The organism is Chryseobacterium pyrolae, from assembly GCF_025153485.1.
Classification (GTDB): domain Bacteria; phylum Bacteroidota; class Bacteroidia; order Flavobacteriales; family Weeksellaceae; genus Chryseobacterium; species Chryseobacterium antibioticum.
In genome coordinates, this window is the sequence record NZ_JANZQH010000011.1 from 18,803 (window position 1) to 45,384 (window position 26,582).

At 36.9% G+C, this 26,582-nt stretch carries 20 protein-coding genes; 10 read left to right on the forward strand and 10 right to left on the reverse strand.

Annotated features, from left to right (window positions below):
- Nucleotides 1-8 precede the first annotated feature (8 nt).
- On the reverse strand, nucleotides 9-926 hold the full coding sequence (locus NZD88_RS18765) for a type VI secretion system baseplate subunit TssG (protein ID WP_228464548.1): 918 nt from the start codon (nucleotides 924-926) through the stop codon (nucleotides 9-11).
- Between the two features lie 400 nt (nucleotides 927-1,326).
- Between NZD88_RS18765 and NZD88_RS18770 the strand changes: the two genes are divergently transcribed.
- From NZD88_RS18770 to NZD88_RS18795, 6 genes are all read left to right on the forward strand, one after another.
- The gene (locus NZD88_RS18770) at nucleotides 1,327-2,118 is read left to right on the forward strand and encodes a S1/P1 nuclease (RefSeq protein WP_259831156.1); all 792 of its coding nucleotides are present in this window, start codon (nucleotides 1,327-1,329) and stop codon (nucleotides 2,116-2,118) included.
- 370 nt (nucleotides 2,119-2,488) lie between these two features.
- Entirely contained in the window at nucleotides 2,489-3,355 is an 867-nt protein-coding gene (locus tag NZD88_RS18775) for a sigma-70 family RNA polymerase sigma factor (protein ID WP_055859010.1), read from the forward strand.
- A 238-nt stretch (nucleotides 3,356-3,593) separates the two neighbouring features.
- The gene (locus NZD88_RS18780; RefSeq protein WP_259831161.1) at nucleotides 3,594-3,851 is read left to right on the forward strand and encodes a hypothetical protein; all 258 of its coding nucleotides are present in this window, start codon (nucleotides 3,594-3,596) and stop codon (nucleotides 3,849-3,851) included.
- Nucleotides 3,852-3,912: 61 nt separating this feature from the next.
- Nucleotides 3,913-4,506: a hypothetical protein gene (locus NZD88_RS18785; protein WP_259831163.1), complete on the forward strand. Its 594-nt coding sequence runs from the start codon at nucleotides 3,913-3,915 to the stop codon at nucleotides 4,504-4,506.
- A 4-nt stretch (nucleotides 4,507-4,510) separates the two neighbouring features.
- Nucleotides 4,511-5,008 carry a GNAT family N-acetyltransferase gene (locus NZD88_RS18790; RefSeq protein ID WP_259831165.1) on the forward strand — a complete coding sequence of 166 codons (498 nt, stop codon included), beginning with the start codon at nucleotides 4,511-4,513 and terminating at the stop codon, nucleotides 5,006-5,008.
- A 20-nt stretch (nucleotides 5,009-5,028) separates the two neighbouring features.
- Complete coding sequence (locus tag NZD88_RS18795; protein ID WP_259831166.1) at nucleotides 5,029-6,147, forward strand: FAD-dependent monooxygenase; 1,119 nt, start codon at nucleotides 5,029-5,031, stop codon at nucleotides 6,145-6,147.
- A gap of 86 nt (nucleotides 6,148-6,233) precedes the next feature.
- Here the strand turns inward: NZD88_RS18795 and NZD88_RS18800 are convergent, their stop codons facing one another.
- The 8 genes from NZD88_RS18800 to NZD88_RS18835 form a co-directional block, all read right to left on the reverse strand.
- Entirely contained in the window at nucleotides 6,234-9,023 is a 2,790-nt protein-coding gene (locus NZD88_RS18800) for a multicopper oxidase domain-containing protein (protein WP_259831167.1), read from the reverse strand.
- Between the two features lie 88 nt (nucleotides 9,024-9,111).
- Entirely contained in the window at nucleotides 9,112-9,585 is a 474-nt protein-coding gene (locus NZD88_RS18805) for a DUF3347 domain-containing protein (protein ID WP_259831168.1), read from the reverse strand.
- 112 nt (nucleotides 9,586-9,697) lie between these two features.
- Nucleotides 9,698-10,078, reverse strand: a complete 381-nt coding sequence (locus tag NZD88_RS18810; protein ID WP_259831169.1) for an HYC_CC_PP family protein — start codon at nucleotides 10,076-10,078, stop codon at nucleotides 9,698-9,700.
- A 188-nt stretch (nucleotides 10,079-10,266) separates the two neighbouring features.
- Nucleotides 10,267-12,471, reverse strand: coding sequence for a TonB-dependent receptor plug domain-containing protein (locus NZD88_RS18815; protein WP_259831170.1), 2,205 nt, complete (start codon nucleotides 12,469-12,471; stop codon nucleotides 10,267-10,269).
- A gap of 44 nt (nucleotides 12,472-12,515) precedes the next feature.
- A complete protein-coding gene (gene kdsA / locus NZD88_RS18820; RefSeq protein WP_259831171.1) occupies nucleotides 12,516-13,325 on the reverse strand; it encodes a 3-deoxy-8-phosphooctulonate synthase in 810 nt (269 codons plus the stop codon).
- 442 nt (nucleotides 13,326-13,767) lie between these two features.
- Nucleotides 13,768-14,298, reverse strand: coding sequence for a DUF1697 domain-containing protein (locus NZD88_RS18825; protein WP_259831172.1), 531 nt, complete (start codon nucleotides 14,296-14,298; stop codon nucleotides 13,768-13,770).
- Between the two features lie 105 nt (nucleotides 14,299-14,403).
- Nucleotides 14,404-15,891, reverse strand: a complete 1,488-nt coding sequence (locus NZD88_RS18830; protein ID WP_259831173.1) for a hypothetical protein — start codon at nucleotides 15,889-15,891, stop codon at nucleotides 14,404-14,406.
- Between the two features lie 92 nt (nucleotides 15,892-15,983).
- The gene (locus tag NZD88_RS18835) at nucleotides 15,984-19,469 is read right to left on the reverse strand and encodes a glycosyltransferase family 117 protein (RefSeq protein ID WP_259831174.1); all 3,486 of its coding nucleotides are present in this window, start codon (nucleotides 19,467-19,469) and stop codon (nucleotides 15,984-15,986) included.
- 222 nt (nucleotides 19,470-19,691) lie between these two features.
- Between NZD88_RS18835 and NZD88_RS18840 the strand changes: the two genes are divergently transcribed.
- The 4 genes from NZD88_RS18840 to NZD88_RS18855 all read left to right on the forward strand — a co-directional run bounded on the left by NZD88_RS18840 (nucleotide 19,692) and on the right by NZD88_RS18855 (nucleotide 25,508).
- Nucleotides 19,692-20,729 (forward strand): PLP-dependent cysteine synthase family protein, encoded by a 1,038-nt coding sequence (locus tag NZD88_RS18840; RefSeq protein WP_169233095.1) that lies wholly within the window; start codon nucleotides 19,692-19,694, stop codon nucleotides 20,727-20,729.
- A gap of 78 nt (nucleotides 20,730-20,807) precedes the next feature.
- Nucleotides 20,808-22,070 (forward strand): aminotransferase class I/II-fold pyridoxal phosphate-dependent enzyme, encoded by a 1,263-nt coding sequence (locus tag NZD88_RS18845; protein WP_259831175.1) that lies wholly within the window; start codon nucleotides 20,808-20,810, stop codon nucleotides 22,068-22,070.
- A 73-nt stretch (nucleotides 22,071-22,143) separates the two neighbouring features.
- Nucleotides 22,144-23,046 carry a DMT family transporter gene (locus NZD88_RS18850; protein ID WP_259831176.1) on the forward strand — a complete coding sequence of 301 codons (903 nt, stop codon included), beginning with the start codon at nucleotides 22,144-22,146 and terminating at the stop codon, nucleotides 23,044-23,046.
- Nucleotides 23,047-23,315: 269 nt separating this feature from the next.
- On the forward strand, nucleotides 23,316-25,508 hold the full coding sequence (locus NZD88_RS18855; protein ID WP_259831178.1) for a B12-binding domain-containing radical SAM protein: 2,193 nt from the start codon (nucleotides 23,316-23,318) through the stop codon (nucleotides 25,506-25,508).
- 216 nt (nucleotides 25,509-25,724) lie between these two features.
- On the opposite strand, the gene NZD88_RS18860 is transcribed toward NZD88_RS18855, so the two are convergent.
- Entirely contained in the window at nucleotides 25,725-26,546 is an 822-nt protein-coding gene (locus NZD88_RS18860) for a hypothetical protein (RefSeq protein ID WP_259831180.1), read from the reverse strand.
- Nucleotides 26,547-26,582: the final 36 nt, after the last annotated feature.

A 26,582-nucleotide genomic window follows, 5' to 3' on the forward strand; every position in this document is an offset into this window, starting at 1 on the left:
AAATTATTTTACAGAAATGTAGAGTATCCGAGACGGCTGGCATTTCTTTCATCATCTTCCAGGCTGAATGAATATTCTTCTTTTTCTGTAACAAAATTTTCCTCCACGTCTACCGTTACAGGAAGAAAATAATCATATAAAGCCTGCAAAACATTTCTGAACGGACTTCCTGAAATATATTTTTTCATATCCGCATAAGGAATGGGGCCAATATTTACCACCCAGTTCCGCTGTCCATCCATATGTTTTCCGCTTGGAATATAGGTAACCCCTAATTTTGAATTCCCCAATAACATAGAATCGTCATTCCTTTCTATTCTATCGATAATATTCGGTGCAAAAGTAACTTCTACCGGTACCTGCAGAAAAGCCGTCATACATCTTTCAAACCATCTCTTATTGCCTCTGATCTGGTGGAAAAAAGGCAAAATATAGATAAAAATATAAGCATTCTGTTCGTCAAGCATTTTAATAAGAGGCCAGAGCTCGCTCACGGTTTCCAAAAGCGTATCTGTACTGCTTGAAATATCAAACTCAGATTCTTTAAGCAGAGAACTGATTTCTGTAAAAAAAACTTCAAGTTCAAAAGGGCGGAAAAACTTCCGGGCATCTTCTTCTACTCTTTTCTGTTTACGGATCTCACGAACGACTGTATCCACATTTTTTCTGGAAGCTCCCAAAGACGGCGGATGAAACAGCCCTTCCGGGAGATAGTCATAAATACCCTCTCTATACGTTTCTATCGTAAAGACTTCTTCATCAAATCCTAAATAACTGCTCGAGATACTTTTGATATCCTTCAGGTAAGCACGGTCATTGATTCCGATCCGTTCTATAAATATATTACTTACCGCACGCTGATATTTCAAAAGGTTCACCGCCACGGCTTCAGCTTTGAAGTCGGTCTGCAGTTTATTGTAATACATGTCTACAATATTATTCTCATACATAGTGTTTCCTGTGATTATGACTTGTAAAGATAATATATCTCATAAGTTTGAAAAAATAATTTACCAATAATTTTAGTTTAAAAGTACTAATTTATTAACATTAATGGGGATACTATATGACAAATTCCGTGAAAATACGGTAATACAGCGTTTTTCCAAGTTTAAGCGTCAAAATTTTAATATCAAAGCTTCTCCTTGAGACATAGATATTTATAATGCAATATCCTTTTAATTTTCGAATTTCGGAGAATTTTATACCGGGTTCCCGTTATTTAGATTAAGTTTTATTAACATATCTGGGATAAGAAATTAATCATAATTGATGGAGGTTCGGAAACCGGACCGTATCTTTGCAGCTTGTAAAATGTTATTTATAATGAAAAGTATTTATTCTAAAATTCTGATTTTAGCATTCATTTCATCTTCACTTTACTCTTTTGCATGGGGCTTAACGGGACACCGTGTGATCGCAGAGATCGCAGAGAACCATCTTTCGGGTAAAGCAAGAAGAGAGATCAAAAAAATAATGGGTAAAGAACGTCTTGCTTATTGGGCAAACTGGCCGGATTTTATCAAATCTGATACCACCGGTGCATGGAAGCAGGCTTCATCATGGCATTACGTAAACATTGATCCACAGGCAGATTTTAAAGCTTTTGGTCAAAACCTGAAAATGCAGGCAGGTCCAAGTCTTTATACACAGGTGAACACTTTGTCCAGCCAGATCAAAGACGAGAAAACCTCTGAAAAAGACAGAAAAATTGCTTTGATCTTCCTTATTCATATTATGGGAGACCTTTCCCAGCCTCTTCACGTAGGAAGAGCTGAAGATCTTGGTGGAAACAAAATCAATGTTACTTATTTCGGCGATAAAACCAATCTTCACTCTGTATGGGACGGAAAACTGGTAGATTCTCAGAAATACAGCTACACAGAATATGCAAAACTTCTGGACATTAAATCTAAGGATGAAGTGGCGCAGATTCAGGCAGGAACTGTAGAAGACTGGTTGTATGATTCGCACAAGATCGCCAATAAGATCTATGCACAGACTCCAAACGATTCAAAATTATCGTACGATTATCAGTACAAATTCAATGAAACCCTTGAAAGACAGCTTCTTTACGGAGGTCTTAGACTGGCAAAATTATTGAACGAATTGTTTTAATGATTGTGGGTTTCCGGTTGCTCATTAATTGAGTTACCGATTCCTGATTAATAACTTAAACGATAAAAAGAATTTTTAATTTTTAATTATTCATTCTTCACTATAAAAGCGGGACTTTGGTTTCGCTTTTTTTTGTTGGGAATTTAAGGTTGAGGCTGAGAAAATAAAGGTAAAAAAATGATCATATAAATTTACGTTCAAACAACTCTGTCTGAAATCTGAGGTCTCTCATCTTGGCTCTTGGTTCTAGACTCTTGACTCTTTTATCTACCTTCCACCCCTTAATTTAAAAAATAATTAAAACTGGTGTAACCTTTTTACCCCTTCATACGTATAATATATAGTAACTCTTTTTTGAGGATAATAATAGATGAGACAATTAAAAATCACTAAGCAGGTAACCAACAGGGAAACTGCTTCATTAGACAAGTATTTGCAGGAAATTGGTAAAGTGGAACTGATCACTGCGGACGAAGAAGTAGATTTGGCACAAAAAATACGTGCGGGCGACAGAGCTGCACTTGAGAAATTAATCAAAGCCAACCTTCGTTTCGTAGTTTCTGTATCTAAACAATACCAAAATCAAGGTCTTTCTTTACCCGATTTAATTAATGAAGGTAATTTAGGATTGATGAAAGCAGCAAAAAGGTACGATGAAACTAGAGGTTTCAAATTTATCTCTTATGCGGTTTGGTGGATTCGTCAGTCAATTTTACAAGCTTTAGCTGAGCAGTCAAGAATTGTAAGGCTTCCGTTGAATAAAATCGGCTCCATCAATAAAATTAATAAGGCATACGCTCACCTTGAGCAGGAAAATGAAAGACCCCCTTCTCCGGAAGAATTGGCTGAAGTTCTTGACATGAGTGAGGAAGATATTAAAGAATCTATGAAAAACTCCGGAAGACACCTGTCCATGGATGCACCTTTAGTAGAAGGTGAAGATTCTAATCTTTATGACGTATTGCGTTCAGGAGAATCTCCAAGTCCGGACAAAGATCTGATGCTTGAATCTCTTCAGATTGAGATTGAAAGAGCATTGAATACTTTGACTCCAAGAGAGGCTGATCTGGTAAGATTATACTTCGGATTGAACGGAAAACACCCGATGACTTTGGAAGAAATCGGCGAAACTTTCGATCTTACAAGAGAGAGAGTCCGTCAGATCAAAGAAAAAGCGATCAAGAGATTGAAGCACAATACCAGAAGTAAGATTTTGAAATCTTATTTAGGTAAATAAATTTTAGCGCAAAACAATGTATGCGGAGTCTGTTTTCAGGCTCCGTTTTTTTATTTTTGTATCTATGAATGCAGATGTATACTTTTTGATCGGAGGGATCATTCTATTTTTTATTCTGATTAATCTCGTGCTTTATTTTTATCATAAGAATAGACGCACCCTTTTTTTTAGGTATATCAAAGACAGAAATTATACGGTAATAAAAAATATTGAAACCAATATCGAAAGCTATTCAAAAATGAGTACAAAACTTACTTATTGCAAGGCAGATATCGTTTTTTTAGAACATGAGGTCTTTATCATTCCTTTCAATAAACCGATTTTACAAGTGAGTAGTAGCCCGGAAATTTTCCCTTACGTTTCCCTAAACTTTAAAACTTCTTATAAAAAGATACATGATAATATACTGGAAATAAAAGGAGATACAGGCCTGGGAAGTTTTAAGATCACTTTAAATTTTAAAAATAAAAACTTCGATTTACATTCGGTTGCATAAAGGATGTAACAATTTTTAAAGTATTACCAACTAATAAGGAATACAACCCAATCTAAAAATTATGAAAAAAATACTTTTCGCTTCTGCACTGGCCTTATCAATACTTTCCTGTACAGAAAATAAGCCTGAGAATACTCCGGCTGTAGAAAATGCTGTTGATAATGCAAAATCATCAGTTTCAGGTTCTCTTGAGAGTTATCGTGATGAAAATATGGTTCACCAGATTTATGCTGAACTGCTGAAAAATGATAAAAATCTTCAGGCTTTGGACGATAGAGTAAAAAAGACAAATGAAGAAACAGAAAAAGTAACGTCTCAGTATAATGATGTACTTGGTAAGACCGAAACTTATTACGATAATGCCAATTCATTGACAAGAGCAATAAAAGATTCTCTTTTAAAACATGAAGTTGAAGCAGAAATCAAAACAAGCTCTGAAAAATATAACTTAAAAATTAAGCGTATAAAGGATCTGATTAGTGAAGTTAATAAAAATAGAGAAAAATTACATGATCAATATGTAGTTTTTAAAATCAGGAAAACCCTTCCTGAGATCGAAAAATACCAGAATGCACATCCTTTGAAAACAGACAGTCTGGAAAATTTCATCAATAAACAGAATCAATTACTTAATGAACTGAAAAAATTGAAATAAAGCAATGAACTACACCACAAAATGGCTTTCCGACACTACCCGGACTGAAGAACTGGTCGATTTTTTTATCACCCATAAAACGGATTCCTACATCTCGCATGGCGAAATTATTTCAGGCAGAGCTTTGGATTCAAACCACTGGAATCCTGACCTTAAAGCCATATTAACTGCACAGTTTGAATCCGGATTTGTTGCTGATCAAAATTCAAAATTAAACATTCTGATTGCTGAAAATGAAGCTGGAAAAATTATAGGAATGCTGGTTTTCAATATCATCAACGGATTCAAAAATTATGCGGTACTGGAAGATATGCTTTTAGACCATTCCCTCAGAGGACAATCACTCGGAAGCACCCTGTTGGAAAAGGCTGTGGAAGAATCTAAAAACTGGAATATCAGCTTTATGATGCTGGAAAGCGGGCTCAACAATACGGGAGCTCATCATTTTTTCAATAAATACGGATTTAAAAAAGTATCTGAGAATTATATTTTAACGCTTTAAAAAAGATCAAACCGATTCTGATGAACACCATTTCAATAATAGGCGCCGGAATCGGCGGACTGGCCCTGGGAAATATTCTGAAACAACATCAGTTTGACTGTACAGTCTATGAATCTGCACCGGAAATAAAACCTGTTGGAGCCGGAATTATGATGGCTGTTAATGCTATGCAGATCTTCGACAGACTGGGTTTAAAAGAAAAAATTGAAAATGCAGGAAATAAGATCCATGGGATTTCCATTACCGACGAGTCTTTAAAACCTATCACGAAGACCAGTATTCTTGCCCTTGAGAAAAAATACAATTCCTGTAATGTAGCCATTCACAGGGCTGAACTGCAGAGAATTCTGGCAGAAAACATCGGATATGAACATATTCAGCTCAATCACTCTTTAAGTAAGATTGAAAAGAAAGACCATTACTCCTTACATTTTGAAAATGGGGTTCAGGCAGAAAGTAAAATAGTTTTTGGCGCAGACGGGATAAAATCTAAGATCAGAGATCAGATCCTGGGAACAGGAAACATCCGTAATGCAGGACAGAAATGCTGGCGTGGACTGGCAGAATTTGATTTGCCCGAAGAGTTTAATCAGGAAGCCATTGAAATGTGGGGAAAGGGAAAGCGCTTCGGTTTTGTGAAGATTTCAGACACCAAGTTGTATTGGTATGCTTTGGTGAATGAAAAAAAGCACACCCATTATTTGAAACTATGTGATTATTTTGAAGACTTTCACCCTCTTGTTTTGGACATTCTTGAAGCAACTTTAGAAGAAAATATTATTCTTAATGATATTATTGACCTGTCTCCTATTCCTTCCTGGTATTCTGATAACCTGTGTCTGATTGGAGATGCCGCCCACGCAACCACTCCAAATATGGGTCAGGGCGCTTGCCAAGCTATCGAAGACGCTTATGTCATTGGCCAATTATTGGAAAAGAACCGGGATTTTAATGCTATTTTTGAAGAATTTCAAAAGATCAGAAGAAAAAAAGTTGATTACGTCGTAGACACAAGCTGGAAAATCGGTAAGATTTCTCAGTGGGAAAAGGGAAATGCCTTGCGTAATTTTTTGATGCGATTAATTCCGGAAAGCAAGAATCAAAAGCTGGCAGAAAAAATTATTCGGCTGGAAATGTAAAGCTTGTTTTCTATTTTTATTTTTTAAACATAGTTGACACTAATGCTTTCAAAATAAAAAAGACTGCCTTATCCGGCAGCCTCTCATTAGTAGGTTAAAGTTAATCCGGCTCCCCAGCCCATTTCATTATCATAATTTCCGGACACTGACACCCATTTCTGTAGAATATATCTCAGTCCTGTTGAAAATTCTCCGTCAGAATTGAGGCTGAAATTTCCTCTTATCCTTCTGGAAATGGGAATATCTTCCCTACTTAATTCCAGCAATACTTTTCCATTCTGATCAACACTTGCATCTGCGGTAACCAGCATCGGTAACATATACTGCACACCAACCATGAATGCATATTGGTCTTTTGCTGCTTTCTGTTGTCCAAACCAGGTCTTTTTGCCACGGAATTTCATTCCCATATCTTCAGCCATCTGTCTCTCCATGATCTCGTGGTTTTTCTGAATTCTGAATCCTGCATAAGGAAGCGCCCATTGGAATTTCCCCAGGAATCTTCCTACTTTTACATTGCCTTCAAAGTGATCAAAATCCCAGTTAGAATGAAACTGATTCAGATTGGCCCATCTTGGTCCGAACATCGTCATACTCTCTGCATGGACTTTATTGCTTGCAATATCCAGCATTCCCATGGAGCTGATCATTTTATTGTCCTTCAGGAAATTTTTCCAGGCCAGCTTTCTGTCCGGCAACTGTGGATTCGGTTTTGAATTTTCATAGCTGAATATTCTTCCCATTCCGGCCATCATATGGTATAAAATATGGCAGTGGAAGAACCAGTCACCGTCCTGATTGGCTGCAAACTCAATCGTATTGGTTTCCATCGGCATGATATCTACTACATTTTTCAATGGGGAATATTCTCCTTTTGAATTGATCAGTCTGAAATCATGGCCGTGAAGATGCATTGGATGGCGCATCATCGAATTGTTGTACATCGTAATTCTCAGGATTTCGCCTTTTTTAACCAGGATTTTATCTGTTTCTGTTACCGTTTTATTATCCAGCGTCCAGAGATACTGATTCATATTTCCTTCCAGTGTAAATTTTAACTCTCTTACATTCTCATCCGGCAGAATCGTCTTTTCAGGAGACTTTAAAAGATTGTATGACAGTCTTTTGATGGGCTTTTCTTCTTTCATATCCATATCTGAATGATTTCCATGTTCAGTGCCTGAATGATCTTCTTCCTTGGTTTTAACGCCCATCATTTCATTCATGTGTTTCATCGTCATTTTTCTCTGGCTTTCAGAAAGTTCGGGATACATCACTTCATTCATGTCCATCATCTGATTGCCCATCGTCATATTCATAGGCTTCATATTCCCGCTCATTTCCATCATTCCGTTCATCATTTTCATTCCTTCAAACAACAACAGTCTCGGCAGGTTCGGAGCCTCCACTTTTTCACCGGAACCCAGCCATAATGAAGCATGTCCTACCCTGTCTTCCGACGTCGAACGGAATTCAAAACTCTTATTCTCAGGAATTGTGACTTCAATATCATAGGTTTCGGAAACTCCAACGATAAGGCGGTCAACTTCTACCGGAACCACATCATTTCCATCGTTTCCAACTACTTTTATTTTTCCGCCACCGTAGTTCAGCCAGAAATATGTGGATGATCCGCCGTTGGCCACTCTCAGTCTAACTTTATCCCCTGCTTTCAGATTAGAATAGTCAGAGCTGGGAAGTCCGTTGATGAGAAATTTATCGTAATAGACATCACTTACATCCATAGCCTCCATTCTTTTCCACTCATTTAAGGCTTTTGTCCCAAAATTTCCGGATTTAATGGCTTCCCAATAACTTTGTACTGCATTTTTTTTAATAGCATACCAATCCGTATTCGCCATGTGGAGCCTTCTTGCGATCTGCATTGGGTCTTCATCGCTCCAATCCCCTAGCAGTACCGGAATTTCTTGTGTATAGGAAGGTTTAGGCTCGCCTTCTCTTTTATTGAATACTAAAATCCCATTCATTCCAATCTGTTCCTGAAGTGCTTCGTGGGAATGGTACCAATAGGTTCCGTTTTGAGATACCCTAAACTTATACAAATGTGTTTCTCCAGGCGTTACAGGTTTTGTGGTAAGGTATGGAACTCCATCCTGTTCATTGGGAAGAATCACTCCATGCCAGTGCAGTCCGGTATTTTCCTTCAGCATATTGTGAAGGTAAATTTCTGCGGTATCTCCTTCTGTAAAATATAAAGTCGGTGCCTGCAGTTTTCCATTGATGGCAAGAGCTCTACGGTTTTTTCCTGTAAAATTGACAATCGTATCTTTTACATAGAGATCATATCTCACTGTTTTTCCCCCGAAAGTCACTTTCCCGTTTTCAGAATTTCTTTTGAATACAGATGGATTTGCTTTCGGCTCTTCTGCAACAATATGCTGATGACTTTCATTTTCTACCAGTTCCATTCCGCATTTCGGGCATTTTCCCGGTTTATCCGAAGTCACTTCAGGATGCATGGGACAACTATAAAGAGATTTACTTTGAGATTGAGAAGATTGAGGTTGATGTTGAGAATGAGATTGGGAAGGTTTAGCCTTTGTATCAGGCTTATTTCTTCCGGCCTCTTTCATTTTTGGCTTTGCATTCATCTTAGCCTTAGCCTCAGTCTTAACTTTAACTTTATTCATTTTAATTTCTGCAGGCTTTTGTCCTGTTTTCTGCTCTGGCTTCGCCACAACTTTAGGTTTTACCACAACGGTTTTCCTGACCAGCGTCATTTTGCATTTTGGGCAATCTCCCGGTTTTGAAGACACCACCTCAGGATGCATGGGACAGGTATAATACGTTTTCGTTGTTTGTGCGAAAGTAAAAACAGAGAACAAAAGCACCAGAAATATGATTAGTTTTTTCATAATATTCCGAACTTTTTAAAGATGTACAGCTTAAAGTCACTTAGAACTTAAGCTATACAACTTATTGTTTTAAAATTAAATACAATAATTAATTGATTTCTGACTTTACATTTCCGCAAGAAAGCATAGATTTTCCGTAATATGGATTCGCGATCTGTTTTTCATTGCTTAACCAGCTTGAGTCGGCCATTGGACAATATTGTATGTAAACCGGTTTTTCAGAAAGCTTGAATTCTTTCGTTAAAGCGATCATATTCTCAGAAAGATTAGAAAATGTTTCTCTCTGAGCGGTAATATTTCGGGCATCCGAGATCACTGTGGCGTCTTTTCTTAGAATAGTAAGATTACCCTCCGAAATTGATTTATAATCAACGGTTGAGGCTGTTTTGATGAATTCTGAAGCTGCTTTTGAAGTTTTGTCTGCATCATCTGAAGCCAAAGCTGATTTAATAGCAATATAGTTCTGATATAGTTTTGAAACCTGAGCGTCTTTTTTAGACTGTGCAGAAAGTGAACTCATGGAAAATAGAGATATTGCTGCTGTAATGATATACTTTTTCATTGTTTTAAATTTTAGAATTAATTTTAATAAGAATAATTGAAACGCATGATGCGTTGAACCGTGTTGTCCACGAAGGAATGCTCATCTGAACACTACAGACAACAGACGGATCTTAAATTCTAAAATGACAATGATTGATGTAGATGGGAACCGGCCTGTACTCGGGCGGCCCATTGATTCTGATACGGGTGAATTTTGAAGCTGAAAAAGACTGGTCGGTAAAGAAAAACGGGTGCTGTGTAAACGTTGGAGCGATCTGGCTTAAAAAATCAATCATCAGCAGATTAGATTTCTGTGAATCATCTACTTTTACGACTTTAACCTCAGTTTTACAACATCCTTTTTTTTCCTTAACGCCACATTTGCCACAGATATCAGTGGTTTTCTGACTTACAGAAACAAACTCCTCCATACAGAAGTGTACGCTGAAAGCTGCTCCGGAAGAAAATCCAAAGTAGAAAACAGAGAAAAATATGGCGAGAATCTTTTTCATTGATAGGACAAAGGTAAAAATATCTCTGAAACCACTGTTATAAAATTCTGTATACTTGTTATAAAATTCTGCCCAATGAAAAAGCTTCTGAACAATTCAGAAGCTTTCTTTATTTTTCAGCTTTTGGTTTGATTAGTTTCTAAGCTGTAGGAAATCCCTACTAACTTCTAATCTCTAGCTTCTAATTTCTATAATTTAAATTCCAGTTTCACATTGAAGAAACGTCCTGTAAGACGCACTGGAACCGGATACATTACATTCGTATTATAATCTGTAATCCACTGGTTGGCCACTGTATTGTTGATATTAAATGCATTGAAAACCTGAACCCCTAAGGTTAATTCTTCAAAGTTACCCCAAAAACCGGAACGATTTTTCTTGTCTTTGGAATCGATGAATACTTTGGAAAGGCCTAAATCTACTCTTTTATAAGAAGGTAATGTTTTCTGATACTGATAAGGATCTGTGAAAACAGGTGCTCCGTTCGGAAGTCCCATAGCGTAGACCAAAGTAAGATTGACACGCATGGACGGGAATTTCGGCATATAATCCTGATAGAACATCGCAAATCTGAATCTCTGATCCGTAGGTCTTGGAATATCTCCTCTTCCGTCTATGTTTTCATATACTCTGGCGTAACTTGCAGACAACCAAGAATCTACTCCGGGAACGAATTCCCCGAACAGTCTGGTATCAATTCCATAAGCATAACCTGAAGCATTATTTTTACCGGAATAACGGATTCTCACATTATCCATATAGTAAGGAATCAGATCATCCATTTTCTTATAGTAAGCCTCTGTAGTCAGTTTAAATGGTCTGTCATACATATAAAACTCGTAGTCGTTGGCAAGAATTAACTGCATGGAACGCTGAGATTTTATATTGGAGTTGAAGTTTCCGTCAAGATCCTTGATTTCTTTATAGAAAGGCGCCTGATAATAAACTCCCCCTGAAAGTTTGAAGAGCATATCGGTATCCCAGTCAGGTTTTATTGCAAACTGAAATCTTGGTGAGAAGATCGTTTCTTTATTGAAACTCCAGTTGGAAACTCTGGCTCCGGCATTAACAAATATTTTGCTGGCTCCCCAGTAAAATTTCTGAGAATACTGTGCATAAGCAGAAAGTCTGGAAGGTTCTATATTATTTTTCCCGGCAATATGGTAAAACAGATTAAGGTCTCCGGTACCGCCAGTTCTTGGATCATCTATTGGGCGCGGAATGCTGTACCCTGCATTATCTACCAGTTTCCATTCATTGGTATTATCATTCAGGTTCTCTTTTTCGTACTTAAAGCCTACTTCTATATCGGTATTGATATTGGGAGAAAACTTGGCTCTGAACTGCGTTCCGTACGTTCTTACGTACAGATCATTTCTTGCATGCTCTATCTGTCCTCCTCCATCAAAAGAAGGATTTGGAGACTGTGTTATAGGATCAAAAGTCTGGATTTCATAACCTGAAGCAATAGAATAATATTCTTTTTCTCTGTTCTGATAGGCAAAACTGTCCAAGGTAAGCTTCCATTTGTCGGACGGCTTATAGTTCATGGAGAAAGTTCCCATCATATTTTTGTACATATCCTGCTCCTGTCCGCGATAGCCAATATTCACTGTAATAGGCTGATTAAGACTTCCGAAAGTGACACTTTTCGCTTTAGGAACCATTTCATAATCATTCTTGGAATAATATCCAATGAATGACAAGGAGAATTTATCGTTGAAATGATAGTTGATATAGGATTGAAAGTCCCAATACGTAGGGTTGAAATCCGTATCCTCATTCAATGTATTCAGAACAAGATTGGTATTTCTGTATCTGCCTGAAAACAAGGCAGTCAGTTTTTTATTTTTTGAAGCCAAACCCGCTGTCAGTCTTCCACCGATCAAACTTGCTTCTCCTGAAAGTTCAAATTTTTCAGGTTCACGGTAGTAAATATTCAGTGCTGAAGACATTTTGTCGCCATATTTAGGCTCAAATCCTCCGGCAGAGAAGTTCACTGCGGAAACCATATCAGGATTGATAATACTCATTCCTTCCTGCTGCGAATTTCTGATCAGAAAAGGTCTGTAGATCTCAATATCATTGATGTAAATAAGATTTTCGTCATAGTTTCCACCACGTACCATATATTGGGAAGAGAGCTCGGTGTTGGAGTTTACGGAAGGAAGTGTTTTAAGAAGTCCTTCAATTCCACCACTTATAGAGGCAACACTTTGGGCATCTTTTGCTGAAATCTTGACATTGGTAATGTCGTTCGTTCTTCCAACCACTTTTTTCTGGAAAACGACCTCCTCAATATCGGTTACTTTTTCTGCTGTATCTCTTTTTTTATTTTGAGAGAAAATAAGCATAGGAACCATAAGGCTCAACGGTAAAACTAGTTTTTTCAAAAGAAATATTTTAAGAATTTCTAAAAATAGGGATTTTTTAACAATTACAAAATTGATTCTCTGATTCTTGTTAATTTTTGTAACAAATCTTCCAATAAATCTAATCTTAACATGTTTGCTCCGTCTGATAAAGCGGTTTCCGGTGTAGGATGGGTTTCAATAAAGATTCCGTCTGCTCCTACGGCAATTCCAGCTTTCGCCACCGTTTCTATAAGATCAGGTCTTCCACCGGTAACTCCGGAGCTCTGGTTAGGCTGCTGTAATGAGTGGGTAACATCCAAAATAACCGGTGCGTACTCTCTCATGGTAGGAATACCTCTGTAATCTACAACCAGGTCTGTATATCCGAAAGAATTTCCTCTTTCGATGATGGCCACTTTCTGGTTATTGGAATCTGTTACTTTCTGAACAGCAAATTTCATGGATTCAGGAGAAAGGAACTGTCCTTTTTTCAAAGTAACGCATTTCCCTGTTTCTGCTGCAGCAATCAAAAGATCGGTCTGACGTACTAAAAATGCAGGAATCTGTAACACGTCAACGTATTGTGCAGCCAATGCCGCATGACCGTTTTCGTGGATATCCGTCGTCGTGGGAATATTGAAAGTTTCCCCTACTTTTCTAAGGATTTCCAGGGATTTTTCTTCGCCAATCGTTGTAAAAGAATCTACACGGCTTCTGTTCGCTTTTTTAAAGCTTCCTTTGAAAATATAAGGAATATTATATTTGTCTGTGATCTGGATTACTTTCTCGGCTATTCTCAATGCCATGTCCTCACCTTCAATGATACACGGACCAGCAATAAGGAAAAAGTTTTTTGAATCTTTGTGTTGGATATTATCTAAATACTGGATCATTTTTTATTTGAATTAAAAAGTTCAGTAAAAATACTTATAAAGTTTCAGAATCGGAAATTATTTTGGGGGAATAGATATAAGATTCCAGAACCAAGAACCAAGATGATAGACTGTAGATTAGAGATTAGAGATTAGAGATTAGAGATTAGAGATTAGAGATTAGAGATTAGAGAAAAATAATGAAGAGGGGTTGAAGATCAAAAAACATTTAGAATCAAATTATTAAAAAAAAATTATATAATCATTAGTATCAATCCGTGAATTCCTGGCTGAAATTATATTTTTTCCTCCCACAGATGTCACGGATTACGCAGATTTTTATCGGTGGGTTTTACAAATAACTTATAACCTCAATTATCCCATTATAATAGTTGAATAAAAATAATAAACAATCATCCCTGTAATCTGCGAGATCTGCGGGAAATAGTATTCTCAAAACGTCTCAAGAAATCATTTTCTTCAAAATCTTTTCAAAGGTATTCACATTCCGGCTGGTAAACTGATCTTTAAGATTTTTCTTTCCCAGGACTTTTCCAAATGATGAATCCAGAGTATTTCCTTTTGGGACCTGCCAGTACAATATGTTCTCAATGATTTCAGCTTTTTCGTTTTCAGTTTTAGAAGCCTTTGTAAACTCTTCCATTAAAACAGTTTCCACCCCGGGATTACCTACAAAAGCATACATGTGCAGATCATCATTTTTTTCAAAAGGAATGCTGTTCCAGAACACCTCCGTTTCTTCCTGGGATCTTATGAATAAAAAAGCTTCATAAGAAAAATGAACAGACATAGCTTGTTCTAAAATTCTCTTTAAATCCCCGGCATTTTTATCCGAAGAGAAAACAATATTTCCAGAAGCCAGCACAGAACCAACGTCATTCATTCCGGCTTCTTTAAAGACCTGACATACATCAGCCATTTTCATATTGGTTCCTTTTACATTGACGCCGCGGAGAAAAGCACAGTATTTCATAATTTTTTAGGGATTAGATAGTAGGTTTTAGGTTGCAGGGGAAAGTGTTTGAAAGTACTAAGTGTGCACATCTAACTTCTAATTTCTAGTTTCTAACTTCTTTTTTTAATCAATCTTCACATATAAATTATAATCCGTTCCGGATGGTTTAAGATGATAGATCTTTTCGAGGATACGGTTGTCACTGTTCAAATTGTCTTTTACTCTAAATTCTTTCAGAAGTTGGTAATGGGTTTGGTAATACTCTGCATCATCTCCTTCAAACAAGTTTTTGTAAGAAAGAAGATATTTGGGTTGTCTCTTTTTTACAGTATTGATCCAATAATGGGCTTTATCTTTTTTCACTTCCGTCTGGATCTGCTTGTCTACCAATCCTACTTCATCAATTGTTTTTAACCCCGAAAAATAAGGAACATAGCCAGCAGGTTCCAACAGAATCCACTGATTCTTATCTTTTTCATAACTATTTAAAAACAATCCGATCTTTCTGCGGTAATTCCATTCTCCGTTTCCTGTGGCAATGGAATGAATGGTTTGAAAAACCGTCATCGGGAAAATATAAAATACAACCAGAAGAGATAGCCATAGATTTCGTTTCTCCTTCTGCTCCAGCACAAAAATAAGAACCGGAACGAAAAGCAGAAGTTGGGGTACCCAGTAATACCAGTCGAATAAGCTTTTTTGAGAGATAAAAATAATCTGTTTCGCCCATCCGAAAAGGAAGATCATCCATAAATAATAATTCCTTCTTTCTCTTTGTCTTACAAGATAAATAAAACATAGCAATTCGAAGATCAGGACAATAACTGTTACCGGATTGAAGTTTCCCGGAAGTTTCAGCATTCCCCAGAAATTCCCGAAGCTTACCCAGAAATAGTTAAGATTCTGCTCAAAAGTGAAGTTGTGTTCGTAAAGGAGTTTCTTGGCTACAATGGTATTATTCACCAGTTCTCCAAAATAAAGCCAGTTAAAGGAAAGCAAAGACAAAATGCCCAGAAGACCTCCGAAAACGTATTTCCATCTGATCTTTCTGTTCCAAAAAACATCAACCAGGAATACAATTCCAAGGAAAATGACCGTGTCAATCCTCGTAAACATAATCAGAACTGGCAGGAGAATCAGTGCCCATTTTTTATTTTTACTGAACCCGTAATACAAAAGAGCCATTTCGAGGAAGAAAAGTATCCCGTATTCCATTCCTAAAATAGAGATTTTCACTGCTGGCGGCAGAATTCCTATCAGAAATATAAAAATAGCTTTATGCCAGGGATTTTTAAGCGTCAGATTCGCTAGAAATAATGTTCCTATGGTAAAAAGGATGGAATTAAAAATCAATAGTGGCTCTATAAAATATTCTTTCCCAAAAATCAGATTGAATAAATAGGATACGAAAACATACAGATGGGTGGTAGACGCTGAGATTTTGGAATCTCCATTGAAGCCTATCACTCCATAGTCTAACAAATTCTGAGCTACCCTCCAGGTAATGAACGCATCTTCCTGAATATAATGGGTCAATAAAAAAAGAAGTTTAAAAACTACCGTAAAAATCACGGCATAAATCGGGAGCCTGCTATTTTTAGTTTCAGTCATCATGTATTTTTAATATCACAAATATAATCTTAAAATTCATGAATCCCAATAACAAAAAAAACGGAACCGAAGTTCCGTTTTTATGAGTGAGTTTATTGTGTTACTTTGATAATCGATGTGGTGATCTGTTCTTCTTTTTCTTTTGAATAAGTAGAATCAAAAGGTTCCATCACATCAAATAAGTATTGGTAGAAAGGAGTGATCTTCTGCACATTTTCAGACTCTTTTATGGCTTTTTCTTTACCCATGAGCTGAAGCTCTTTGATAAATGTATTGAACTTTTTGTCGATCGGCTCTATAGATTTTACCAGGTATTCATAAGCTTTATCATCCTGTCCTAATTTCTTGTAAGCATCGGTAACTGCAGAAACAACAAGAGAATATTCCATTGGTTTTGTTCTCATCTGTCTTCTTGCAAAGTTCTGATCTGCCGGAGCAAGACTTAAATAATAATCATACTCTTCAAAAATTCCTTTCTTAAGGATTTCTGCCAGCTGAAGACCTTTTTTCTCCTGTCCTGCGATGATATATCCTGTTACCATAGCACTTAATGAACGTGGATCATTGAATTTCTCAGCCGGAATTTCTTTTGAAGCAAGATCTAATAATTCCACGGCTTTAGCTTTCTGCCCGTTTAATGCCAATGCTGAAGCTGCTCTGCTCGCTGACATTCTGTAGCTCATGATATTTGAGGTAGCCGTTTCGTCAAAGTGAGTATCTAAATGTTTAAAATTACCCCATCTGAAGTTTTTCACTACATTATATAAAGAATTGGTATCTACTCTTCCCATATCTCCGTCTGCATTTGGAGGTGTATGGATAGGAACTAAGCGGTAGCTGAATCCGTCAAACTGAAGATATTCGTTCAGATAGAAGATATTTTCGCTGTCGTAGATTCCTCCTGATGAGAAGTTAATCGGACGTTTCCAATCGAAATTCGCCAGCATATCAAGCATGATCAGGTTGTTTTTATAAAGGGTGTTTCCTTTATAAGTAATCATGATCTGGTTAACAACGTTTGGAAGGTCTGCCTGGGTAATGATTCCTGCTTTTAAAGCATTTTCCTTATTAACAGGAAGAATGAATTTGTTCACCGGAAGAATATTATATTTCTCAAATTTTTCTTCTCCGAAGTACATTTTAAGAAGTTCATCTTTTTCAGGAGACTTGAACTTGATAAAATTAACAGCCTCTTTCAAGGTTAGTGAATCCTGTGTAAGATATTTTCTGAAGGCTCCGAATTGGGTATCCGGAACGCCCTGTTCTTTTAACATAGAAAACACCCCTTCCCAGTCTTCTTTCTTCATCATATAGATCTGGTCATTCACACCATCTCTGTAATCTTCATGCGTCAATTCACTAGGAATTCCTGCTGCATTGTAAGTTTTTCTCTTAATCTGATCTAGGTTCCACGGCGTTGAAGCAAGGGTGAAGTTAACCACTTTCACGTCATCTCTGAATCTTTCAGTTTCCTGAATCGCCCATACAGGATAGGTATCGTTATCTCCGTAAACGAATAAAATATCGTTCTTCGGAAGTGACTTTAATACTGAATATGCATAATCATATGCTGTATATCTGTTGCTTCTATCGTGTACATTGTAGTTCTGGAAACCCATCATAAAAGGAACTCCTAATAAAACCACCCCTAAAGCGATATTCGCTCCATTCGATTTTACTTTAGACTGGATGAACCATAAAATAGCTCCGGCTCCCAGTCCGATCCAGATGGCAAATGCATAGAAGGAACCTACCATTGCATAATCTCTCTCTCTTGGTTCAAAAGGTTTTACTCCCGTATAAAAAACGATTCCCACACTTGTTAAAACAAATAATGAAAGCAATGCGTAAAATCTTCCGAAGTCTCTGTTTAACTGGAAAAAGAAACCAATCAATCCTAAGATTAAAGGTAAAAAGAAGAATTTCACGGTACTTTCATTTTGGAATTTAGCAGGCATTTTATCCTGATTTCCAAGTAAAGCATTATCGATAAAAGAAATCCCGGAGATCCAGTTTCCTTTTGTGTTTTCCATGTTTCCTTCAAGGTCATTTTGTCTTCCTACGAAGTTCCACATCAGATATCTTACGAAGTAATATCCATTTTGAAACGTAATGAAATAATCCATATTCTGAGCCAGTGAAGGCTTTTGAACATTGATTAAATTATAAGGTTTCACTTTCAGATAATCTGCTGCTGTGATCGATTTATCCTCATATTTCCCTCTCAACTCATCGAATATCTGTTTTGCCTGAGGATTATCAGCTACCTCTTCATTCGCGTAATTGAAGGTAAAATCCGGAGCTCCATACATTGAAATGTAATTAGCCATCACATCTTTATCTTCATTGAACATTCTAGGCATTAAGCTTATCTGAGACTTGCTGAACGTATAATTAAATCGGTCTCCTGTTTTTCTGTACGTTCCGGTTTTCTCATCTTTTTCGTAGATTTCACCCGTCTTTTTAGTTTTGAAACTTCCGTCTTCATTTTTTTCGATTCCGTTCGCATCAAGGAAAGCCGTATAATTTTGTCCGTAGATGGTAGGCCAGTCTCCATACTGCTCTCTGTTATAATAATCCAGCATACCGATCGCAGTATCAGGATCGTTAAGGTTCATTGGTGGATTGGCATTCGCTCTGATAGGAATTACCATCCAGCATGAGAAACCAATGATCATAAAAACAATAGATAACGCAGCGGTCTGGTAGATATTTTTCTTAGCCCTTCTGGCATATTTAATAATAAAGAAACATGCTACCGTCATTAAAATAAACGCGACTATCGTTCCTGAGTGGAAAGGTAGTCCAAGTCCGTTCACAAAGAATATTTCCAGTCTACCGAACATCGTCATGATCAAAGGGAATATAATTTTGAAAACAATGATCAAAATTCCCAGTGTGATTGCATTAGCCCAGATAAAGTTTTTCCAGGTAAATTTGTAATTTCTGGCGTAATAGACCAGACATACGGCTGGAACCGCCAACATCCCCATCATGTGTACTCCTACAGAAAGTCCTAATACAAAGAAAATAAGGATGATCCATCTTTCACTGTCTTTCGCCAGGTATTCGTTTTCCCATTTGGTAATCAGCCACACCAATAGCGCGATAAACATGGAGGCCATAGAATATACTTCCCCTTCTACTGCAGAAAACCAGAACGTATCTGAAAAGGTGAAACACAATGCGCCTACCGCTCCTGCAAAAAGAATGGAGATTTCCTGGTGCTTGGTTACTTCATCAAAATCCTTGTTTAAAAGTCTTCTTACAAAATGCGTAATCGTCCAGAATAAAAATAAAATCGTAAGCGCACTGAACAAAGCAGACATCGCATTGATTACGATCGAATAATTTTCTCCTTTTCCTAAAGCAAAAATGGCTGCCACGGCACCCACGATTTGGAATAAAGCCGCTCCGGGAGCGTGCGTTACTTCAAGTTTTACAGCTGAGGAAATGTACTCACCGCAGTCCCAGAAACTGAAATTGGGTTCTATGGTCGACAAGTACGTGAAAAATGCAATGACAAAAATCACCCATCCTAAAACGGTGTTCCATTGCTTAAAAGTCCAATTTTTCATAGTATTAAATCAATTACGCGAAAATAAGGCTTTTATAGCATTCTATGGTGTTTTTAACAAAATTTAAAAAATTTGGCGTAGTATTTGTGATGGTACTTGGCGGAAGATTGCAAATCAGAAAATAAATTTTGCTGAATCGCTGGCTTGAAATCAAACAAAAGTTTAGTAATTATTTATTTTTTTGTATTTTTGCGGTCAGATTTTTATTGAAAATAACAAATAATGAGTAATGTTTACGATAATATTCTTGGCCTAATAGGACATACTCCTATGGTGAAGCTTAATACTGTTACAAAAGATATTCCTGCAACCGTTTATGCCAAGTTAGAATCATATAATCCTGGACATTCCACAAAAGATAGAATAGCACTTCATATTATAGAAAACGCTGAACAAAAAGGTTTATTAAAGGAAGATTCTGTAGTTGTAGAGACTACCTCCGGAAATACCGGTTTTTCTATTGCAATGGTATGTATTATTAAAGGATATAAATGTATTCTGGCGGTAAGCGATAAAACCAAGCCTGAGAAAATTGCTTATTTAAAAGCATTAGGGGCTGTGGTATACATCTGCCCCGCTAATGTTGCAGCAGACGATCCGAGATCATATTATGAAGTAGCTAAAAGAATAGCTTCAGAGACACCCAATTCAGTTTACATCAATCAATATTTTAATGAATTGAATATTGATGCACACTACAAGACTACCGGTCCTGAAATTTGGGAGCAGACAGAAGGTAAGGTAACGCACCTTTTTGCCTGTACTGGAACAGGTGGAACATTGTCCGGTTCGGGAAAATTTTTAAAAGAAAAAAATCCCGATATTAAAATCATCGGTGTGGATGCCGACGGTTCTATCCTGAAGAGCTTCCACGAAACCGGAGAGATCCATAAAGAAGATGTTCATCCTTATCAGATTGAGGGAATGGGGAAAAATTTGATCCCTGCAGCCCTTCTCTTTGACAAGGTAGATGAGTTTGTGCGGGTAAATGACGAGATGTCTGCGTATAGAACCCGTGAAATAGCCCTTAAGGAAGCTATCATGGGTGGATATACTACAGGAGCCGTAACCCAGGCGCTGATTCAGTATGCCCAGTCTCATGAACTTACAAAGGATGATATCATTGTCCTGATATTCCCTGACCACGGATCGAGATATATCACTAAGGTATACAGCGATAAATGGATGGCTGAACAAGGTTTTGTGAACAACTGCGTACATAATTACGATGAAGTTTTCAAAACGGAATTCATCAAATAGAAATAAATAAACCACGATACCCATAAAGTCTTTTTGTGTTTTACAGGAAAGGCTTTTCACTTAAAATTACTATACAAAATGTTAGATATTTTCGAACGTATTAAACAAAATCCAGGTCCACTGGGACAATTTGCTGATTATGCTGAAGGGTATTTTGTTTTCCCGAAACTGGAAGGTCCAATTGGTCCAAGAATGAAATTTCAAGGTAAAGATGTAATTTTCTGGAGTGCAAACGATTATTTAGGACTTTGTAATCACCCGGAAGTTTTAGAAGCTGATGCAAAAGCGGCGGCAGAATTCGGAATGTTTTATCCGATGGGCGCAAGAGCTATGTCAGGAGAAACTCAGCAGCATCAGCAGTTGGAAAAAGAATTGGCAGAGTTTACTCAAAAAGAAGCTGCTTATTTACTGAATTTCGGTTATCAGGGAATGGTTTCAGCCATTGATGCATTGGTAACAAGACATGATGTGATTGTATATGACGCAGATTCTCACGCTTGTATCGTAGACGGAGTTCGTCTTCATATGGGGAAAAGTTTTACGTTCAAACATAATGATATTGAAAGTTTAGAAAAAAACTTAGCCAGAGCAACCAAGGTAGCAGAAGAAAACGGAGGTGGAATCTTAGTGATCACTGAAGGGGTTTTCGGAATGAGAGGAATGCAGGGGAAGCTGAAAGAAATCTGTGATCTGAAATCAAAATTCAACTTCAGACTTTTGGTAGACGATGCCCATGGTTTCGGAACTTTGGGTGAAACCGGAGCCGGAGCAGGTGAAGAGCAAGGTTGCCAGGATCAGATTGATGTATACTTCTCTACTTTTGCCAAATCTATGGCAGGTTTCGGAGCTTTTCTTTCCGGAGATGAAACCATCATCCGATTTTTAAAATACAATCTTCGTTCTCAGATTTTTGCTAAATCTTTAACAATGCCAATGGTAATCGGAGGTTTAAAAAGACTTGAGCTTTTGAGAACACGACCAGAAATTAAAGCTAAATTGTGGGAAAATGTAAAAAAACTGCAAGATGGTCTGAAAGAGAGAGGGTATAATCTTGGAAATACCAATACTTGTGTTACACCAGTTTTCATAGAAGGAACTACGATTGAAGCTACTCTTTTAGCTAAAGATCTTAGAGAAAATTATGGAGTTTTCACATCCGTAGTAGTATATCCTGTAATTCCTAAAGGAATGATCTTATTAAGATTAATTCCTACGGCTTCTCACACAGATTCAGAAATTAATGAAACACTGGCTGCTTTTGACGGCATCCGTGAGAAATTAACTTCAGGGCATTACAAAGAAATGGAAAAACAAATGAATATCGAATACAAGCAAATGTAATACGATATCACCATACCATATAATAGAAAAACCACTGATTTACTTTCAGTGGTTTTTTATAAAATAAATACGAATGAAAGTAAAGGGTTATGCATTAGGTATTTTGTCGTCAGTTTCATTTGGACTGATTCCCATCTTTATCCTGCCGCTGAAGCAGGCTCATTTTTCAATGGACATTACTTTGTTCTATAGATTTTTATTTTCGGCCTTAATGGTAGGAGGATATCTTTTGTATTCTAAAGAAAGTTTCAGAATCAACAAGAAAGAAGCGTTGATCCTTTCTGTTTTGGGAGTCTGCTATGCCCTTTCTTCAGAATTTTTATTCATAGGATATGATTTTCTTACCCCGGGCATTGCTTCTACCGTATTGTTCATCTATCCGATGATTGTAGCTTTGATTATGTTTTTCTTTTATAAAGAGAAACTTACAAAACTTGCTATAGCTTCACTGTTGCTGGCTTTTGCAGGAGTCATTGTTTTATGCTTAAAGGAAAATGGTTTGGAGATCAATTTTGCAGGTCTTGGGATTGTCATGCTGAGTTCATTGTTTTATGCACTCTATATGGTCATCGTGAATAAATCGAATATGAAAGTGTCAGGGTTCAAGCTTTCGTTCTACTCTATGCTTTTCACTTCAGCATTTTTTATGATTAAAGCTTTTACAGAGAGTGAGTCCTTTGAGATTCCTTCCGTATCAATCTTTTTAAATTTTATTGTTTTTGCTTTTCTTACCACCGTTATTTCCAGCCTGTGTTTAGTGTATGCGATAAAATATATTGGATCTATCCCCACTGCTATTTTAGGAGCACTGGAACCAGTTGTTGCAGTGATGGTAAGTGTTCTTATGTTTCATGAAAAGTTCACTACGAATTTACTCATCGGAATTATACTGATTCTTTTAGGAGTCATTCTTAATGTCCTTTCTGGCAACAGACAATCAAGACGTAATAAACATAAAGACTTAAAAAATGCCTGACCAACGTCAGGCATTTTTTTTCATATTAAAATACTACACGTATTACTACGAATATTTTCATTCCTTCTTGTTCAAATAATGAAAAAACAAGATTCGCAGCCAATCAACATATATATTATCAATAATCGTGCTTGCAGCATACCCTACAAATTGCCTATCTTTGTGGCCGCAATCCGGGAGGAGGTTTTAAGGATGACATAATCAATAAAACACTGTTATACAATCCCTTACCTTCCGGTTGAATGTAAATAAATTAGAAAAATTTCCTGTTGAAAGATCTGCTTCTTATCACTCCGCCTTTTACCCAGCTCAATACTCCTTATCCGGCAACAGCTTATATAAAAGGCTTTCTGAATACCAAAAATATTTCCAGCTATCAGATCGATCTGGGACTGGATGTTATTTTGGCGTTATTCTCCAAAAAAGGACTCCGGAAAATTTTTGAAACAGAAGTTAATCTTCAGGACATATCAGAGAATTCGCAGAGAATTTATGCGCTTAGCGAAGAGTATTTAAAAACGATAGATCAGGTCATTCCTTTTCTACAGGGAAAAACTCCAACGCTGGCAAGACAGATCTGCAGTATGAATTTCCTTCCCGAAGCTTCCCGTTTCAACCAACTGGATGATATGGATTTTGCCTTTGGAAATATGGGACTTCAGGACAAAGCCAAACACCTGGCTACTCTGTATTTGGAGGATATTTCTGATTATATCATTGAAAATATTGATTCAGATTTTGGATTCAGCAGGTATGCGGAACGACTAGGAAAAAGTGCTAATTCTTTTGACGAATTGTACTCTAAACTAGCTGATGAACAGACCTTTATTGATCATTTCACCCTGGAAATCCTTCAGGAAACATTAGAATTGGTTCAGCCAAAGCTGATTTGCTTTTCTGTACCATTTCCTGGAAATTTGTATGCTGGTTTCAGGTGTGCCAAATTCATCAAAGAGCACTATCCTCACATCAAAATTGCGATGGGCGGAGGTTTTCCCAATACAGAATTAAGAGAGGTAAAAGATCAGAGAGTTTTTGAATTTTTTGATTTTATTACCCTTGATGACGGTGAAATTCCTCTTGAACTTCTTTGCAACAGTGTATTGAATACTTCAGAAGGTGAAGCTGAGTTCAAAAGAACATTTTTAATTGAAAACCAAAAGGTTACTTATAAAAATAACTCTAAAAGACACGATTATAAACAGGCAGATATCGGTACCCCGGATTATACGGATTTAAAATTAGATCAATATATTTCAGTGATCGAAATTGCCAATCCCATGCACAGTTTATGGAGCGACGGAAGATGGAATAAACTGACGATGGCCCACGGCTGCTATTGGGGAAAATGTACTTTTTGTGATATTTCTCTGGATTACATCAAAATCTACGAACCTATTTCTGCAAAAATATTGGTCGACCGAATGGAGGAGCTGATCAGAACGACTGGTGAAACGGGATTCCATTTTGTAGATGAAGCAGCGCCACCGGCATTGATGCGGGAAGTGGCTCTGGAAATTCTTAGGAGAAATCTGGTCGTTACCTGGTGGACTAATATCCGGTTTGAGAAAAGTTTCACCAGAGATTTATGCTACCTGTTAAAACTTTCAGGATGTGTTGCTATTTCGGGAGGGCTTGAAGTAGCCAGTGACCGATTGTTACAATTAATTGACAAGGGCGTTTCGGTAGAACAGGTTGCCAAAGTAACAAGGAATTTTACTGAGGCTGGTATTATGGTTCATGCCTACCTGATGTACGGCTACCCGACTCAGACTGTTCAGGAAACTGTAGACTCTTTGGAAATGATAAGGCAGATGTTTGAAATGGGAATTCTTCAAAGTGGGTTCTGGCATCAGTTTGCAATGACTGCCCATTCACCTGTTGGAATAAATCCCGAGAAATTTGGAGTGACTCCTGTGAAAGAAGAAATTCTGTTCGCCAACAATGATATAGATTTTAAAGATAAAACCGGAATCGATCACGGTAAATTCAGTTTCGGATTAAAAAAATCTCTTTTCAATTATATGCACGGAATCAATTTTGAATTTCCACTTCAGGAATGGTTTGATTTCAAAATTCCAAGAACAACCGTTCATCCTGATTATATTCACGACTGTCTTCTGGATGATGCCCCGTTTAGTTTTAAAGGGAACTCAAAAGTCATTTTTTTAACCCAAAATGTAATCGCTGAGAATCGCGTAAAAAATAAAAAGAAATACTCTGGTACATATACACTTCTTACATTCCACTTAAAAACTAATACCATCAAGATAGATCTGGAACAGGATAAAGCAGAATGGCTGATGAATGTGCTGAAAGAAAATTCTATAGAAAATCCAAAAAAAGTTACAGCTCAGCAACTTAAGAATCAATTTGAGGAAAAATTTGAAGATTTTGAGTTATTTTGGTTTTCAAAACCAATGCAGCAGTTGAAGGAAAATGGTGTTATTTTAAGTCTGTAATTTCTAACAAAATAAATCCCGGAAAATGAATTTCCGGGATTTTTTATGAATTATCAGATTTGAACCATTAAGAACATTGAAGGAGGTAAGAATAATTAAGATAAAATCTGAAGATTTTTAAAAGCATTATCCCTTAGCAAAGCTCAGCTTAATATTCTTAAAAACTAATGGTTCAAATTTTTATTTCCCACAGATTTGGGATAGTTGTTTCAATTTTTATTTTCCCGTATTAACTTTCTCTACAGGACCTATCGTTACTTTTTCCTGAACTTTAATAAAATTCGGATCCATAATGGCCATTCTTTCTGCAATAGCTTTATAGGTTGGAAATTTTAATAATGCAGCTCTGCCAGACATTTCCCTGTAGATCGTAAATATCTTACCGTTGGCTGTTTTAATTTGTTTTGTAGTGGTAATATATTTTCCAATGTACTTACTTTTAGCATCATATACTTCTATATCGATGAACGTTTTATCAGTAATCGTGTCTTCTGAACCAAAACTCACAGGAAGATTAGTAAAATACCCCACCGGAACACCATTGCTGATGATCTCTCCTACTTTATTGACCTCAATATTCAGCTTATCAATTTTATTTCTTATGGTATAGGCATCTTTTGTTTTGCTGTCTAACTTTCTTTTTGGGGCATTTTGGAAAATTTCATCCAGATTTTTGATATTGATTCCTTTGTTATCAATGACTTTTAAACCCTTTATCGATGTATAAACCGCTGATTTTTCTTCACCAGAAAATGCTGACGGGGAAATATAGTCCATCTCTACGGTTTTGTCCCTGTTGTAAACCCTGTTAAGTTTAATGTAACTGTCTCGTACGGAATCTACTATACTTTTATCTATAAATTCCATGGTATACATCGGTGTCTCCCCTAGATCCATGAATGTATAGATGTTGGATTTGTTGGAGACTTTAGCGACGTGTACTCCGTCAAGACTTACAATACCTCTTTTGGTTTTGAAATTCTGGGCATAACACAAAATTCCCAGAACGGTAAAGAATATGATTGTACTTTTCTTCATAAAATCAGACTTTTACACAACATAAAAAAAGTGTAA